Source organism: Enterococcus sp. AMC1252 (assembly GCF_058216515.1).
This window is the reverse complement of the sequence record NZ_CM177097.1, coordinates 2,264,004-2,280,644: the sequence shown is the minus strand read 5'-3', so window position 1 is coordinate 2,280,644 and position 16,641 is coordinate 2,264,004. Positions and strand designations below refer to the sequence as shown.

Annotated in this window: 11 protein-coding genes and 1 pseudogene; 11 read left to right on the top strand and 1 reads right to left on the bottom strand. The window is 35.7% G+C overall.

What is annotated here, in order from left to right:
• Positions 1 to 93 precede the first annotated feature (93 nt).
• Together AC4BB5_RS10775 and AC4BB5_RS10770 are read left to right on the top strand one after the other, a co-directional pair.
• Complete coding sequence (locus tag AC4BB5_RS10775; protein ID WP_490456152.1) at positions 94 to 1,977, top strand: beta-glucoside-specific PTS transporter subunit IIABC; 1,884 nt, start codon at positions 94 to 96, stop codon at positions 1,975 to 1,977.
• A gap of 40 nt (positions 1,978 to 2,017) precedes the next feature.
• Positions 2,018 to 3,448, top strand: a complete 1,431-nt coding sequence (locus AC4BB5_RS10770; protein ID WP_490456151.1) for a 6-phospho-beta-glucosidase — start codon at positions 2,018 to 2,020, stop codon at positions 3,446 to 3,448.
• Positions 3,449 to 3,914: 466 nt separating this feature from the next.
• Here the strand turns inward: AC4BB5_RS10770 and AC4BB5_RS10765 are convergent, their stop codons facing one another.
• Entirely contained in the window at positions 3,915 to 4,778 is an 864-nt protein-coding gene (locus AC4BB5_RS10765) for an AraC family transcriptional regulator (protein WP_490456150.1), read from the bottom strand.
• A 117-nt stretch (positions 4,779 to 4,895) separates the two neighbouring features.
• Here AC4BB5_RS10765 and AC4BB5_RS10760 point away from each other — a divergent pair, with 117 nt between their 5' ends.
• The 9 genes and pseudogenes from AC4BB5_RS10760 to AC4BB5_RS10720 all read left to right on the top strand — a co-directional run bounded on the left by AC4BB5_RS10760 (position 4,896) and on the right by AC4BB5_RS10720 (position 16,631).
• Positions 4,896 to 7,076, top strand: a complete 2,181-nt coding sequence (locus AC4BB5_RS10760; RefSeq protein WP_490456149.1) for an alpha-galactosidase — start codon at positions 4,896 to 4,898, stop codon at positions 7,074 to 7,076.
• 55 nt (positions 7,077 to 7,131) lie between these two features.
• Positions 7,132 to 7,305 (top strand): hypothetical protein, encoded by a 174-nt coding sequence (locus AC4BB5_RS10755; protein ID WP_490456148.1) that lies wholly within the window; start codon positions 7,132 to 7,134, stop codon positions 7,303 to 7,305.
• A 147-nt stretch (positions 7,306 to 7,452) separates the two neighbouring features.
• Complete coding sequence (locus AC4BB5_RS10750) at positions 7,453 to 8,166, top strand: carbohydrate ABC transporter permease (protein WP_490459059.1); 714 nt, start codon at positions 7,453 to 7,455, stop codon at positions 8,164 to 8,166.
• A 69-nt stretch (positions 8,167 to 8,235) separates the two neighbouring features.
• Positions 8,236 to 9,638, top strand: a pseudogene (locus tag AC4BB5_RS10745) (IS3 family transposase).
• A 612-nt stretch (positions 9,639 to 10,250) separates the two neighbouring features.
• Positions 10,251 to 12,791 carry a choline trimethylamine-lyase gene (gene cutC / locus AC4BB5_RS10740; protein WP_490456147.1) on the top strand — a complete coding sequence of 847 codons (2,541 nt, stop codon included), beginning with the start codon at positions 10,251 to 10,253 and terminating at the stop codon, positions 12,789 to 12,791.
• Positions 12,792 to 12,934: 143 nt separating this feature from the next.
• On the top strand, positions 12,935 to 13,951 hold the full coding sequence (locus tag AC4BB5_RS10735) for a DMT family transporter (protein ID WP_490456146.1): 1,017 nt from the start codon (positions 12,935 to 12,937) through the stop codon (positions 13,949 to 13,951).
• The gene (locus AC4BB5_RS10730; protein WP_490456145.1) at positions 13,951 to 14,229 is read left to right on the top strand and encodes a hypothetical protein; all 279 of its coding nucleotides are present in this window, start codon (positions 13,951 to 13,953) and stop codon (positions 14,227 to 14,229) included. Before AC4BB5_RS10735 ends, AC4BB5_RS10730 begins: the two co-directional genes overlap by 1 nt.
• A 19-nt stretch (positions 14,230 to 14,248) precedes the next feature.
• Positions 14,249 to 15,199 (top strand): choline TMA-lyase-activating enzyme, encoded by a 951-nt coding sequence (gene cutD, locus AC4BB5_RS10725; RefSeq protein WP_490456144.1) that lies wholly within the window; start codon positions 14,249 to 14,251, stop codon positions 15,197 to 15,199.
• Positions 15,200 to 15,473: 274 nt separating this feature from the next.
• Positions 15,474 to 16,631, top strand: coding sequence for a sensor histidine kinase (locus AC4BB5_RS10720; protein ID WP_490456143.1), 1,158 nt, complete (start codon positions 15,474 to 15,476; stop codon positions 16,629 to 16,631).
• The last annotated feature ends 10 nt before the right edge of the window (positions 16,632 to 16,641 follow it).

Here is a 16,641-nt window from a genome sequence, read left to right as displayed (position 1 = left end):
TAAGAAAAATCTCTTTGGAATAAGAGGTTTCTTAGGTATTTTTTTATGTTATCAAACTGTACGATTTAATGTTTAAAATTTGGGGGATGAATAATGAATTATCAAGAATTAGCACAAACAATTATTGAAAAAATCGGTGGCAAACAAAATGTCTCTGGTTTGACTCACTGCGCTACAAGATTACGTTTCAATTTAAAAGACGAAAAAGCAGCGCAAACAGAGGAACTGAAAAATACGGCTGGCGTGATGGGTGTTGTTTCAAAAGGGGGACAATATCAAGTGATTATCGGCAGTGATGTCGGCAGTGTTTATAAAGAGATCTTAAAAGAAGTACCCACTTTAGATGGAGAGCAAGTTGAGTCTAATGAAAAAGATGATCGTGGTACTGCTTCGAAAATTATTGATACGATCACAGGTATTTTTACACCGATTTTACCAGCAATTACAGCAGCTGGGATGTTAAAAGCTGTTTTGTCACTTTTGGTTGTCTTTAATGCAATCGATAAAACTGGGCAAACATACATTATTATTGATTTTATGGCAGATTCAGCCTTTTACTTTTTACCTATTTTGTTAGCAGCGTCATCTGCACAAAAATTTAAAACGAATATGTATTTAGCAATGATGGTTGGAGGCATACTACTGCATCCAAACTTTGTTGGAATGGTTAACGCAATCAAAGAAGCTGGAGAAGGCGGCATTCATTTATTTGGATTACCAATTTCTGCGGTAACGTACGGATCATCCGTTATTCCGATTATTTTAGCTGTTTGGTTTATGTCTTATGTTGAACCGATTGCTGATAAAATATCGCCTAAAGCAATCAAATTTTTCAGTAAACCATTGATTACAATTGCAATTGTTGGTACTGTTTCTTTAGTGGTTATTGGACCTGTTGGTTATTTCATTAGTGATGGTATATCAAATGGAATCAAGGCTCTGGAAAACTTTAGTCCTTGGTTAGTTCCAACGATTATTGGCGCGTTGACTCCATTGTTTGTTGCGACAGGAACACATTACGGTTTAGTACCGATTGGGATCAACAATCGTATGACAACTGGTTATGATAGTGTAATCTATCCAGGAATGTTAGCGTCAAACCTTGGTCAAGGAGCTGCTTCATTAGCCGTTGGTGTTAAAAGTAAAGATTCTTCAATTAAACAAGTAGCTGCTTCTGCTGGTTTAACAGGTTTGTTTGGGATTACTGAGCCCGCATTATATGGGGTCAACTTGAAATTTAAAACGCCTTTATACGCTGCAATGATCGGTGGGGGAATCGGTGGTTTATTTATGGGGATCACCCGAGTGAAAAACTTTACTGGCGGTTCACCAGGCTTGTTAACACTTCCAAGTTACATTGGTGATGATACGTTAAGTCATTTATATATGGCTTGTATTGGAGCAGTTATTAGTATTGTTATTTCATTTGTCATTTCATATATTTTATATAAAGACCCAGTAGCGGAAACAACAAAGACAACCATTAAAAAAAGTGAAGACAGTCAATCAGCGGATGTAAGTTCTATTACAGAAGTTGCAACACCAATCAAAGGTGAAATAGTCGCGTTGACTTCTGTTGAAGATGGCATGTTTTCTGAAGAGATTCTAGGTAAAGGATTTGCAGTCAAACCAGTAGAGGGTGTTGTTTATGCACCAGTTTCAGGAACTGTAACGGCAATTTTTGATTCTAAACATGCAATTGGATTAACCAGCGATTCAGGTGTGGAGTTACTGATTCATATTGGTATTGACACAGTCCAATTAAATGGAGATGGCTATGAATATTTTGTTGAAAAAGGTCAAAATGTTGAAATTGGAGATAAATTAATTGAATTTGACTTAGAAAAAATTGCTGAAAAAGGCTATAATATAATTACACCCGTTGTGGTAACAAATTCAGCAGATTTTGGCGATATTATTACGTTGACCAAAGCATTGTCTGAACCAGGTGAGCAAGTAATGAAGGTTATTCGATAACACGAATCCCTTTATTCTAATATATTGGAGGATGATTTGAATGGCATTTAGAAAAGACTTTTTATGGGGCGGCGCAACTGCAGCCAATCAATGTGAAGGCGGCTATAACGAAGGAGGACGTGGCTTAGCGAACGTAGATCTTGCACCCGTTGGACCAGATCGTTTTCCGGTGATCACAGGTGAGAAAAAGATGTTTGCGTTTGATGAGGACCATTTTTATCCGGCTCAAAATGCAATCGACATGTACCATCGCTATAAAGAAGATATCGCCTTGTTTGGTGAAATGGGCTTTAAGACTTATCGCCTATCAATTGCATGGAGTCGTATTTTCCCTCTAGGAGACGAAACAGAGCCAAATGAAGAAGGCTTGAAGTTCTATGAAGATTTGTTCAAAGAATGCCGCAAACACAATATAGAGCCTCTTGTAACGATCACTCACTTTGATTGTCCAATGCACTTAGTGGAAAAATACGGCGCATGGCGCAGTCGTGAAATGGTTGGGTTTTATGAGAATTTATGTAATGTAATCTTTAACCGTTATAAAGGCTTGGTAAAATATTGGTTGACATTCAATGAAATCAATATGATTTTACACGCACCGTTTATGGGCGCAGGACTTTACTTTGAAGAAGGTGAAAACAAAGAACAAGTCAAATACCAAGCGGCACATCACGAATTATTGGCAAGTGCGATCGCAACCAAAATCGCCCACGAAGTCGATCCAGAAAACCAAGTAGGGTGTATGTTAGCGGCTGGAACAAACTATGCTTATACATGTAAACCAGAAGATGTTTGGGCAGCTCGCAAAGCTGATCGTGAGAATTTCTTCTTTATCGATGTTCAATCTCGTGGGGAATATCCAGCGTATGCGTTGAAACAGTTGGAACGTGAAGGCATTGAATTGCCAATTGAAGACGGCGATTTAGAATTATTGAAAGCACACACAGTCGACTTTATTTCATTCTCTTACTATTCATCACGTGTACAATCAACGGATCCAGCAGTGAACGAAAAAACAGCTGGCAATATCTTTGCCTCAGTGAAAAACCCATACTTAGAAGCAAGTGAATGGGGCTGGCAAATCGATCCACTAGGTTTACGTACAACAATGAATGATCTATATGATCGTTATCAAAAACCATTATTCATCGTTGAAAACGGCTTAGGAGCGGTAGATACACCAGACGAAAACGGCAACGTGATCGATGATTATCGCATTGACTATCTGGCAGCACATATCCAAGCGATGAAAGATGCGGTAGAGCTTGATGGGGTAGATTTACTAGGCTATACAACATGGGGCTGTATCGATTTAGTCTCTGCTGGAACAGGCGAAATGAAAAAACGTTATGGCTTCATCTACGTCGATCGCGACAACGATGGAAATGGGACTTTAAAACGTTCGAAGAAAAAATCATTTGACTGGTATAAAAAAGTCATTGCAACAAATGGAGAAGATTTAACGAACTAACTCTATTCTTACTAATAATAAAAGGACAAAAACGAGTAAGTAAATCTTGTTTTTGTCCTTTTTGCTATATAGAATTCAAATTACTCATGTGACCTGTTCCTCAAAATGGAACAAAATACAAGCTACTTTTCACTTCATAAAGTGTTTCCAAATCACTTTAAAAAAGGCGAACTTCGGTGTACGTTTAATCCGTCAAAAGGAAAACTCGAGGAATCCAACAATAAAAAATCAAGATAGACTGGCGGAAGAAATAATAATAAAGAAACTTTATTGATACAAATGATTTTACGAAAGTAGAAATCACTTCTCACATTCCAATATTGGCGATTCTTGAATTGATTTTGTATCAATTTTTAGATAGCGCAGAAACAGGAGAATCTCATTTGGCATTTAAATAAGTCAGTGACGGAACGAAAGCCAGTCGCGGGCTTTTTTTTTTATTATTGTAAGTCGTTTTACAAAAGTCTTAGTTCGTTTTTTTCGAAAAGATCAATCGATCCTGTTTGATTTCAGTATGGTTTATTCGATACTCAGTTGCTGATTGTTCGTAGTATAATTTGAAGGCTTTAGAAAAATTTAGCGGATCATTGTAACCAACCGAAGATGAAATCATCGATATAGCATTTGACGTATTAACTAATAAATCGGCTGCTTTCCCCATTTTGAATTGTAGTAAATACTGCTGTGGTGAGTAGTCAATCTGTTCTTTAAAAATCGTATGGAGGTAACTTCGACTCAAATTCAAATGGGAACAAATATCTGTAACAGTTATGGCACTATTATAGTGGTTAGATATATATTTAATAGCTTCTAAAAAATAACGCTCTTTTTGTTTTTTTTTGATTTGCTTATTGGATGGGAATTCGCTTGCTAATATATAAAGTAGTTTATATATTTGGCTATCCATCAATAAATCGATATTGGGATCATTTACATTTTCTGATAACTCTGCTAATAAAATAAATTCTTTAATAAAAGCACTATCAGCAACATTTTTTAAGTAAAAATACTCTATTAATGAAGAACGCTGAAGAAACTCTTCGACTTTTGTTCCACCAATTCCAATCCATACATATTCCCATGGTGTTAGTTCATCAGACTGATAAAATGTAATGCGATCTTTGGGTAAAATAAAGCAGTCCCCAGCTACAAGATGAGTGGATCGTTCATCGATGTGTAGATAACCCGAACCATTTAAAATAAAATGAAGAACGTAGTTTTCTCTTATAGATGGACCAAACGAATAGTTTGGTAGGCAGGCTTCTCTACCACAGAAATCAATATTTATATCCAGTTGTTTTTTTTCGTATTCATAAAAAGAGAAATCCATGAACTTCACCTCTATCGATTGATTAAGGACATTTTACCATATGCTGGCAACATTTCGCCATTTTTGTAAACGGTTTTATGATATAAAATGAGAGATATCAATAATAGAGGTGAAGAAATGAACATACAATTTGATGATCGCAATAAAATGTTTCACTTACATTCAGGTAAAATAAGTTTGATTCTAGGGATTACAAAAGAAGGCTACTTGGTACAGAAGTATTTTGGAAAACAGATTAAAGAATACCATGAATCAAATCAATATGAATATTTAGATCGAGCATTTTCACCAGGTCCTTATTCAATAGATCGTACATTTTCGCTTGATACACAACCGTTAGTTTATAGCAGTACAGGTTTAGGTGATTTTAGAACTCCAGCGTTTGAGGTGATAAATGAACAGGATGCATTAGTAGATTTACGATACCATACGCACAAAATTTATTCTGGGAAAGAAAAGTTGACTAATCTACCATCGAGTGTCAGTAAAGATAACGAATGCCTAACGCTAGAAATTGAATTAATCGATTCACTTTTGGAATTAAGAGTTCAATTGTTTTTTACAATTTTTTATGGAACCAATGTTGTTGCAACGCATACAAAATTTATTAACGGTTCAAATCAAAACTTGCTACTAGATAAAGCACTTAGTACTATGATCGATTTACCAAGTTCAAATTATGACCTTATAAGACTGGCAGGCAGTTATGCTAGAGAAAAAACAGTGCAAAGGAGTAAATTACAACAAGGATTATCTGTCATTAATTCTAGAAGAGGAGCATCGAGTCATGCTAGTACGCCATTTATTGCTTTAGTAGAACCAGATACAAATGAAAACTATGGTGAAATCATCAGCTTACAATTGATTTATAGCGGTGATTTTGAAGCAGGAGTTTTTGTAGATCAACTTCTAAACACGCGATTATTTATCGGGATCAATCATGAAACATTTGGCTGGCAATTAAATAAAGGAGAGACCTTTACAACACCAGAAGCAATTCTAGCCTATCATGATCAGGGATTAGGCCAGATGAGTCGTGAACTTCATGAGTTTGTAAATAAGTTTGTTTTACGAGGGAGTTATCAAGAGAAAGAACGCCCCATTTTATTAAATAATTGGGAAGCAACCTATTTTGATTTTAACACAGATAAATTATTGGAATTGGCGGATCACGCAGCTGAGGCAGGTATTGAATTGTTTGTTTTAGATGATGGTTGGTTTGGACAAAGAAATGACGACAATTCTTCTTTAGGAGATTGGACTGTGAATCAAAGTAAATTGGAAAGTGGGTTGAACGGTTTAGCGAAAAAAATCAATGAGCGCGGCATGGCTTTTGGTTTGTGGGTGGAACCTGAGATGGTTTCGGTAGATAGTGAGTTATACCGTAAGCATCCGGAGTGGTGTTTGCATGCTAGTGGTCGTGAACACACATTTAGTCGCAATCAATTGGTTTTAGATTTATCACAAAAGGGTGTTTGCGACTATATTATTCAAGCGATGACCGAGATATTTACTTCTGCTAATATTCGATATGTAAAATGGGATATGAACCGTAATATAACGAATGTATCTTCCCATTCAAAGGATAAGAATGCGAAAGAAGTAGCACATCGCTATATGTTGGGCCTCTATCGTATCTTAACTGAATTAACACAAAGCTTTCCAGAAATTTTATTTGAAAGTTGTGCTGGTGGTGGCGGACGGTATGATTTAGGAATGTTATGCTTTATGCCGCAAACATGGACAAGTGATAATACTGATGCGATTTGTCGTTTGGATATTCAATATGGAACCAGCTTGATTTTTCCAGCTGTTACGATGGGTGCCCATGTTTCAGCGGTACCAAATCATCAAGTTGGTCGAAGTGTTTCGCTTGAAACCAGAGGAGCAGTTGCAATGGCTGGTAATTTAGGATATGAGCTTGATTTAACAAAACTTTCTACTCAAGAATTGATGATAATCAAGAAACAAATTGCTTTTTATAAGGGAATTAGACCGCTTATTCAAAAAGGTCAACTTTATCGATTGGATAGATTTATCGATTGTAACAATGAAGTAGCGTTCAGTTATGTCGCTAAAGATCAAAATGAAGCTGTTGTGACATATGTCAGAAAATTAGCAATAGCGGAAGCGCCAATCACGACAATCAAATTAAAAGGGCTTAATAAAGAAGCGGTCTATCAGGAATCGACGTCTGGACGACGATATGGTGGGGATGAGCTGATGAATGTTGGCTTGACTATTCCTTATAGTAAAGGAGACTTTTCAAATAATGTTTATCATTTTACAAAAATATAAATGACACTAGTTTTGAACCGCGTGATTAATAAAACTGAAAGTGTAGGAGATTCAAATGAAAAAGTGGACAAAAATAGTTATAGTCGTCAGTGACATGCTAAGTATGGCGGCCTGCCAGAAAAAGCAGGAAAATACAAATGGGAAAACAGAAATTGAATTTTTCTCTCAAAAAAAAGAAATGAAAGCAAGATATGGAGCATTTAAAGAAAAGGGCTGCTGTTCAAATTAAATTGACTAAACGATTTGAAGTATAGGAGGAAAAGACATGAAAAAGAAAACAGCATATACAAATTATCTTTTTTTGGCTATCGGTGTATTGGTTATTTTGCTTCCTTTGTACTTGACAGTTGTCAGCTCATTTAAGAATACACCGTAGATTACTGACAATTTTTTTGGAGTACCGTATCCCTTTACAGCAGAAAATTTTTCTCGTTTATTAGAGGATGAAGTAGCTGGTTATTTCTTTAACTCTGCGATTATTTCCGTCATATCGATTCTTTTGATTACTCTTTTGGTTCCGACGGCAGCATTTTCTATTGCAAGAAATATTTCTAAAAAAAGAGCGTTTACAGTGATGTATTCATTTTTAATTTTAGGAATATTTGTTCCATTTCAAGTTATCATGATCCCCATTACCTCGATGATGACAAAACTAGGGTTATCAAATATACCTGGATTAATTATTTTGTACTTGGCATATGCAATACCGCAAACGTTGTTTTTATATGTAGGATATATTAAAACAGGCATATCTGTAGAGTTGGATGAAGCAGCTCAAATAGATGGTTGTAATAAGTTCACTATGTATTTTAAGATTGCTTTTCCATTAATGAAACCCATGCATGCTACAGCTTTGATTATTAATGCATTATGGATCTGGAATGATTTTTTGTTACCTCTGCTAATTTTAAATAAAGATGACAGTATGTGGACACTTCCATTATTCCAATATAATTATCAAGGACAATATTTCAGTGATTACGGCCCATCATTTGTGTCATATGTGATTGGCATAATTACGATTTCAATTGTTTATTTAATTTTGCAAAAGAACATTATTTCTGGGATGACTAGTGGTTCTGTGAAATAAAAAAGAGCTCATGATGTACCGACCCCCAAAAGTTAGACCTGAAAATCTAACTTTTGGAGGTTTTTTTGTATGGCAAAATACAGTTTTGAATTTAAACTTAAAATTGTCCATGACTACTTATCTGGTCAAGGAGGCACACCGTTTCTCGCAAAAAAGTATGGGTTTAAAAATAATTCTCAAATAAGTAAATGGATTAATGGCTATAAAGAATTTGGTGAAGAAGGATTACTTCGTAGTCGGGAAAATAAGAATTACTCTGTTCAATTTAAGTTAGATGCGATAGAGTTGTATTTAACTACAGAGTTGTCCTATCAAAAAGTAGCCAATCTTCTCAAAATGAACAATCCACCATTGATTGCGAATTGGCTTAAAACATATCGTCAGTTTGGTATAGATGGACTTTCTAAACAGAAAGGACGTCCACCTAGAATGCCTAAGAAGGAATTAAATGAAGCCCAACCATTACCAAGTGAACAATCTCAATTAGATAAACTAGAAAAAGAAAATAGAATGTTAAAAATTGAGAATGCCTATTTAAAAGAATTGAGGAGGCTACGTTTAGAGGACGAACAAAAAATGAACGAATCGCCCGAATCATTCACAGCCTCCGAGGACACTTTCAATTAAAAGATATTCTGGAAACCTTAAGGTTTCCAAAAGCCACTTACATGTACTGGCAAAAACGTTTAGACAGAATAAATTCAACACAAATGATTGAAGAAGAAATTCAAGCGATCCGTAAGGAACATCAACATTATGGCTATAGAAGAATAACACAAGAATTGAAGAGACGTGGATTTCAAGTAAATAAAAAGAAAGTGCAGCGATTAATTCAAAAGCTACAGTTACAAGTCAATGCTTTCACTAAGAAATCAAGGAAATACAATTCATATAAAGGAACCGTTGGTAAGATCGCTAGAAATTTGATTCATCGCCGATTCAACACCTCTGTTCCTCACCAAAAAATCACAACAGATACAACTGAATTTAAGTACTTTGAAGCAGATAAAGCAGGTATTCTTCGTCAGAAAAAACTCTATTTAGATCCATTTATGGATATGTATAACCGTGAAATTTTAAGTTACAGTCTGTCTAATCAACCAAACGGTAAAACGATTATGAGCGGTCTAGAAGAAGCTATCACTCAAACAAATGATTGTCCCTATCGTCGCACCTTCCACTCTGATCAAGGGTGGGCGTATCAAATGAACGCCTATATACAAACATTAAAGGACAACAGTATCTTTCAAAGTATGTCTCGAAAAGGAACCTGTTTGGATAATTCTCCTATGGAGAATTTCTTCAGCATTCTAAAGCAAGAATTGTATTACGGTAAAGTCTATCAAAGTCAAAATGAGTTAAGACAAGCAATTGAGAACTACATTTATTATTATAATCATCATCGGATTAAAGAAAAACTTAACTGGAAAAGTCCAGTCGAGTTTCGACAATTTAATCAACAAACTGCATAAAAAATAGAGTGAAAAAATCCACTCTATAAAAAGTCTAACTTTTTGGGGTCACTACATGAACTGTTTCCGTTCATGAGCTCTTTTTTATTATAGATTTCCATAATCATATTGACACTTTGGCATACGTTTCAAAAATGAATAGGCCGCAAATGTAATAGCAGATAATGTTGCTCCTGTAACCAAGATTTTTTTCATAAACATCTTTCCTTTCGCTATCGCTCATGAATCTATGTTCAAGTACAAACTCTGTACGTACGTGGACGGTAGGATTCGAACCTACACCTCATCAGGTCGAGAATAAACATCCGTTAGTCCTCAAAGAGTTTTAACACCACGTTCATCCACAAAATTAGTTGTTGTTTACTATGATTAAACTATAACCTTAATAGATTAAATCAAACGTAAAAAAGAGTGAAAAAAGTGTGAATTCGTTTGAAGTTGCTATGAAGAGTATGAACATCTTTAATAATAAAAGTGTACACAACGTCTTTTTTTTACAATATAAGGTCTTTATTTTAAAAAAAACTATGAATTTTACAAGTTAAACTAAAGCATGTAAGCGTAAACAAATTAGATGGAACATGTAAGAAGAGGAAAAGGGAGGAAAATTAAATGAACAATGAAGTTTTAGAGAAACAATTACTCGATGCAACAAAGAATCTATCTGGTTCGGATTCTCAAGAGTTGGTTAAAGTATTTTCAGGGGTTATTCAAGAGTTAAAAGAAGAAGATCCAGTAGTGGTATCAAATATCTCAACATTTCCTGGAGATGAATTAAGTCGATTTAGTCCTAGGTTAAAAAAATTAAAGGATCACTATTTAACAATTCGTCCTTCAGTAACAGCACATCGGGCAAAAGCAGTGACAGAAATTGCTAAAAAATATTGGGGGATGCCAAAAATTATTTTACGAGCAAAAGCCTTTAAACACGCATGTGAAACAGCGCCATTATTGATTCAAGATAATGAATTGATTGTAGGCCATGCTTGTGGTCGTCCTAGAGCTGGGGCAGTTGCCCCAGATATTGCTTGGCGTTGGGTACTAGATGAACTGGATACGATTGATTCACGACCACAAGATCCTTTTGAGATTAGTGAAGAAACAAAAAGAACGCTTCGTGAAGATATCTTCCCATTCTGGGAAACTCGCTCATTAGATGAAGTCTGTCAGTCTCAATATGAAGAAGCGGGGCTTTGGGAATTTTCCGGTGAAGCATTCGTAAGTGATTTATCATATCATCAAATCAATGGTGGAGGAGATACGTGCCCGGGGTATGACATTTTGTTGATCGAAAAAGGAATCAATAAAATTAAAGAAGAAGCGGAAACAAAACTTTCTGAATTATTGATGAGCAATCCAGAAGATATCGAAAAAATTTATTTTTATAGAGCTGAAATTGAAACTTGTGAAGGGATTTTAAATTATTCTAAACGTTTATCTGACCATGCTAAAGAACTGGCCGAAGTCGAAAGTGACCCAGTACGGAAAGCTGAACTTTTAGAAACAGCAGAAATTTTATTAGCTGTTCCAGCAAATCCACCTAAAACATTTAAAGAAGCGTTGCAATCAATTTGGACAATGGAATCATTATTTGTTATTGAAGAAAATCAAACTGGGATTTCATTAGGTCGTTTAGACCAATATATCTATCCAATGTATAAAGCTGACCTTGAAGCGGGTCGAATGACTGAAGAAGAAGCAATTGAGTTACTAGGCTGTTTCTTTATCAAATGTTCAGAATATATGTGGCTGTCTAGTGAAGGCGGAGCCAAATTTTTCGCAGGTTATCAGCCCTTCATCAACTGTACTGTTGGCGGTGTGAAACGAACAGGTGGGGACGCAACGAATGAATTGACTTATGCAATCATGGAAGCGATTCGTTTGACGAAAGTGTATCAACCTTCATTAGCGTGCCGTATTCATAACCAATCACCACAAAAGTATTTGAAAAAAATTGTAGAAGTTGTAAAAGCGGGGATGGGTTTTCCAGCTTGTCATTTCGATGACTCTCATATCAAGATGATGCTAGCTAAAGGATTTGGGATTGAAGATGCACGAGATTATTGTTTAATGGGCTGTGTAGAACCACAAAAATCTGGCAGAATCTATCAATGGACTTCAACAGGCTATACACAATGGCCGATTGCAATTGAGTTTGTGTTAAATCGCGGCATCATGAAATGGCATGGTACAAAACAAGGAATCGATACGGGAGATTTAGATCAATTTAAAACATTTGAACAATTTGATGAAGCGGTTAAAGAGCAGTTGAGAAGAATCGTTAATTTATCAGCAATCGGTACTGTAATCAGTCAACGTGTCCATGCAGATGTTGCACCAAAACCATTGATGTCATTGATGGTGGAAGGGTGTATGGAGACAGGAAAAGATGTCACTCATGGCGGTGCGGTAGTTAATAATGGACCAGGATTAGTCTGGTCTGGTTTAGGGACGTACGTTGATTCTATGGTTGTGATCAAAAAGTTAGTTTTTGAAGAACAAAAATATACATTAAAGCAACTCAAAGAAGCATTAGATGCAGATTTTGTGGGATATGAGCAACTGAAACGTGATTGTTTAAGTGCACCTAAATATGGAAATGATGATGATTATGCAGACTCAATTGCAGCTGAAATCATCAACTGGACAGAGAGAGAGCATCAGCAGTATGACATGCTTTATTCGAAAATGAGTCATGGAACATTGTCGATCTCCAATAATACACCATTTGGAGAAATGACTGCTGCAACACCCAATGGCCGTAATGCTTGGGTACCGCTTTCTGACGGTATCTCTCCAAGTCAAGGAGCAGATAAATTTGGTCCAACAGCGATTATCAAGTCTGTCAGCAAATTAGGTGTTGAAAGTATGACGATCGGTATGGTGCATAATTTCAAATTACTTAAAGGGATTTTAGAGACGCCAGAAGGCGAAAACGGCTTGATTAACCTTTTACGTACAGCATCGATATTAGGGAATGGTCAGATGCAGTTTAGTTATATTGACAATGATTTGCTGCTGAAAGCCCAAAAACAACCTGAAAAACATCGTGATTTGATTATTCGTGTAGCGGGCTACAGTGCGTACTTTGTTGAATTATGTAAAGAAGTACAAGATGAGATCATTAGTCGGACAATGATCGAGCATTTCTAATTTATATTGAAAGGACACTTATTCTTTCACAGTAGTTTAAATGTTCAAGAATGGTGAGAAAAAGTTGTTTAGTCCATTCCAAACACTGGGGTGATTAAACAACTTTTATCTTAAATTCATTTTGCAGATGGAGGAAAATTAAAATGAATAATATAAATGACTTAAGCACTGCTACCATAGAACAAGCAAAAGTAAAACAAGCGAGCAGTTTCGAGCGGAAAGGACTACTAAATGGTTTATCTTCTGGATTACTTTTTGGATTGAATAGTGCATTACTGGCTTTGGCAATTTCGTTGTTTCTTTTTTCAGATGAACCTAACGCCTATGCCTTACCTTTAGTTTTTGCAGGGTTTAATGATTTTTTAGCTGCGATTTGGTTGATTATTTATAATGCTCAGCAAGGGAGATTAAAAGAAATTATCAGAAGTTTAAAATTATTTCCAGGAAAAATGACCTGTTTAGCTGCTTTAATGGGTGGTCCAGTTGCTCAGGGAGCCTACCTTTTAGGGATTGCTTTTGCAGGGCCAACATATGCAGTACCGATTTCGGCTTTATGTCCAGTCGTTGGCGCATTATTGTCTGCGGTTTTTTTGAAGGAAAAAATAACTCAGCGTGTTTGGGCAGGCATGGCGATCTGTGTTGTCGGTGCAGTTGTTATTTCCTATACACCGCCAGCAGGGAACGTAGAGAATTTTTATTTAGGGATTATTTGTGCAGCAGTGGCGGCTTTAGGATGGGGTCTAGAAGGTGTTCTCTCTGCTTTTGGTGGTTCTGTTTTAGATCCTAAAGTAACAATTACGATTCGTGACATCACATCTGGATTGACCTTTTTCTTGATCGTGATGCCTTTAGTCAATGGATTTGGTGTTTTTCAACAAGTGTTCCAATCACCAAAAACGTTAGTCGTGTTAGCTTTAGCAGCGCTAGTTGCCGCAATCTCATTTTTGCAATGGTATAACGCCAACAGTATGTGCGGAGTAGCTAAAGGGATGGCCTTAAACAGTACGTATGTGATGTGGGGAATTATTTTTTCAGCAATTGTTTCCCAAGATTTTTCAGCCATTACACCAACTGTTATCCTAGGTGCATTATTGATAACATTTGGTGCAATCATGGTATCAGTTAATCCACTCTCATTCTTTAAAAGGGAGGCAGCATAATGGCAGAAACCTTATTACCATTACGTTTTCGTGTATTAAAAGAATTAGAAGACAAAAAAATGCATTTTCAAGAATTGATGACTTGTTTGCACCCTGAATATGGCACAGAAAAGCAATTTAATGAAGCTGCGTTTTTAGATCATGTACTTGCGTTAAAGGAAAATGGTTTGTTAGAAGAAGCGGATGCCTATATCAATGAGCAAAACCAATTATTAACGACCTATCAAATAAATGAGGCTGGAAAAGAAATGTTGAGAAAATATTTACCGAAAAAATAATGGAAAGTAGTGAGAGAAGATGATACCAGCAAAAAAAACGGCCCGGATCTTTAATATTCAGAAATATTCGATTTATGATGGAGATGGGATTCGTACGTTAGTCTTCTTTAAAGGCTGTCCGTTACGGTGCAAATGGTGCTCAAATCCTGAAAGTGTGGAATCTGGTTTTCAGGTAATGAAACAACAAACATTATGTGATGATTGTGGTATTTGTGCAAAAGTTTGCCCTAAGAATATTCACAAAATACGTACAACAACCGATGGCAAGAAAGAACATTATATTGATCGAGAAATCTCTTGTAGTGGCTGCCGCATTTGTGAAGAGCAATGTCCTAAAAATGCTTTGACAATAATGGGACAAGATATGACCGTTACTGAAGTGATGGATGTAATTTTACAAGATATGCTGTTTTATATGAGTTCAAATGGTGGAGTCACTCTTGGGGGTGGTGAAGTAACCTATCAAGGCGATTTTGCTGTTGAACTTTTGGCTGAATGTAAAGAAAATGGTATTCACACCGCAATTGAGACCTGCGGGTATACAAAATGGGAAACAATGGAAAAATTTGTTGATGTGACAGACTTATTTTTATTTGATGTGAAGCATTTTGATCCGCAACGGCACCGTGAATTAGTTGGTGCACGAAATGACCGTATCATGACGAATTTAGAACGACTGTTTCAAGCAGGTGCGAATATTTCAGTTAGAATGCCCTTGATCAAAGGGTTAAATGACTCTTTAGAAACACTAAAAGCCACTATTATGTATATTAAAGAAATCCAAACAAATGGGCATTTGAAAAGTATCGATATTTTACCATACCACAAATTAGGGGTAGCTAAATATGAACAATTAGGTCAGACATATCCATTAAAAGATATTGATATGTCGTATACAGATGAAGAACTTGAAAAAATTAGAGACTATATGGCGCAATTCGATTTACCCATTAGAGTGATCAAACATTAAATAAATAAAAAGACGTTCAATTTCAATAGTATAAGAGATTCAATCAATGGAAAGGTAAAAAACTAGTTAAAAATTATCAAAGCATTGGATTTATAGAAAATCACTACGCAAATTAAAGGATTGCTGTGGCAAATACAATTGTTGATCATATTTGTCTATTTCATCTCCATTTTAGACTATCATACAACTATTTAGCTAAAAGCTGAAATTGTAGTAAATGTTATTTATGTTATACTGTATGTACAACAAAATTGTGTTAAAAGGAGCAATTAGTGTGGAAAATGTTTATCTAACTATCTACACCAGTTCAGAGCTTTCTCAACAAACGATCGAGCAGTCTCAAGAACTACTAAAAAGGTTTCCATTCAAGGTCCGTCCGCATTTTCAAATTTTAAATAAAGTGAGTTCAACGATTGATGAAACAAACCAAAGCTTCTGTAAGCGATCAACGGATTGTTCTTCTTGCCCCTCAAGCAGTGGTATTTTTAGAAAGAAGAAAATCGCTTCTTATTGTCACCGTTGCAGTTATGGATTAAGTAAATTTATCTATCCGTTTCAATACTGCGGCAACGAGCGTGGTTTGCTGATTTTTGGTCCTTTTTTTAAAGATGAAACAGATATCAATTTATTGATCGTATCTGACATCGATAAGGTTGGTGCAAATGAAAAAATGAATATCTTACATCTTTTTGAAGAGAATGAGTTAGAGAAAGTTGAAAACTTTGCTTCGTTTTTTGCTGCGTTTCTATCGCAAACGTTAACGATGGAGAAGTTGGAAAAAGAAAAGAGGAAAACTGAAAATAACTTAAAAATCCTCACTCAAAAAATCAAACATATTGAAAACCAGGATAACAAGAAAGGATTAACGCCCTATTTTGTATTTAATTCACTGACAACATTGGCAAGATTAGCTCATTTTAATGAGAATCCTGATTTAGAAGAAGCAATATATAAACTATCTAGTGTTATCCGTTATAATTATCAATCGCAAAATCACTGTATCTCTTTAAAAGAGGCATTTATCTATTTAAACAACTATTTGGAGCTCAGTACAACTAGATCTTTGAAGCGTTTATCCTATGAAGTTGATCTTCCCCAAGATTTGATGGAGTATCGTATACCTGTAATGACGCTGATCCCAATTGTAGAAAACTTATTAGAAATCAGACTCCCAAAGTATGGAGATGAGTTTACTCTATTATTTACAGTAGCTGAAACCAAGGGAAATATCGTTATTACGATTCAAGAGCAGATTCACTTAGATAGAAAAAGAGAATTAGCTGTAGAAGAAGAATTTCTATATGCAATTGCTAAAAGTAATTCGAGATTAGTTGATTTATTAGGAGATCAAGCACATGTGCGAATGGTAGAATCGTTAAATATGTTAGTTGTTGAGGTGATGCTCCCAGCTTCTAAAGGATTAATAGTATGACCAGAGGATG

Bases quoted from the DNA above. Each gene is read 5' to 3' on its own strand.
- cutC (WP_490456147.1), top strand. From the start codon at position 10,251: ATGAACAATGAAGTTTTAGAGAAACAATTACTCGATGCAACAAAGAAT.
- AC4BB5_RS10765 (WP_490456150.1), bottom strand. From the start codon at position 4,778: ATGGATTTCTCTTTTTATGAATACGAAAAAAAACAACTGGATATAAAT.
- cutD (WP_490456144.1), top strand. From the start codon at position 14,249: ATGATACCAGCAAAAAAAACGGCCCGGATCTTTAATATTCAGAAATAT.
- AC4BB5_RS10735 (WP_490456146.1), top strand. From the start codon at position 12,935: ATGAATAATATAAATGACTTAAGCACTGCTACCATAGAACAAGCAAAA.
- AC4BB5_RS10755 (WP_490456148.1), top strand. From the start codon at position 7,132: ATGAAAAAGTGGACAAAAATAGTTATAGTCGTCAGTGACATGCTAAGT.
- AC4BB5_RS10760 (WP_490456149.1), top strand. From the start codon at position 4,896: ATGAACATACAATTTGATGATCGCAATAAAATGTTTCACTTACATTCA.
- AC4BB5_RS10775 (WP_490456152.1), top strand. From the start codon at position 94: ATGAATTATCAAGAATTAGCACAAACAATTATTGAAAAAATCGGTGGC.
- AC4BB5_RS10770 (WP_490456151.1), top strand. From the start codon at position 2,018: ATGGCATTTAGAAAAGACTTTTTATGGGGCGGCGCAACTGCAGCCAAT.
- AC4BB5_RS10730 (WP_490456145.1), top strand. From the start codon at position 13,951: ATGGCAGAAACCTTATTACCATTACGTTTTCGTGTATTAAAAGAATTA.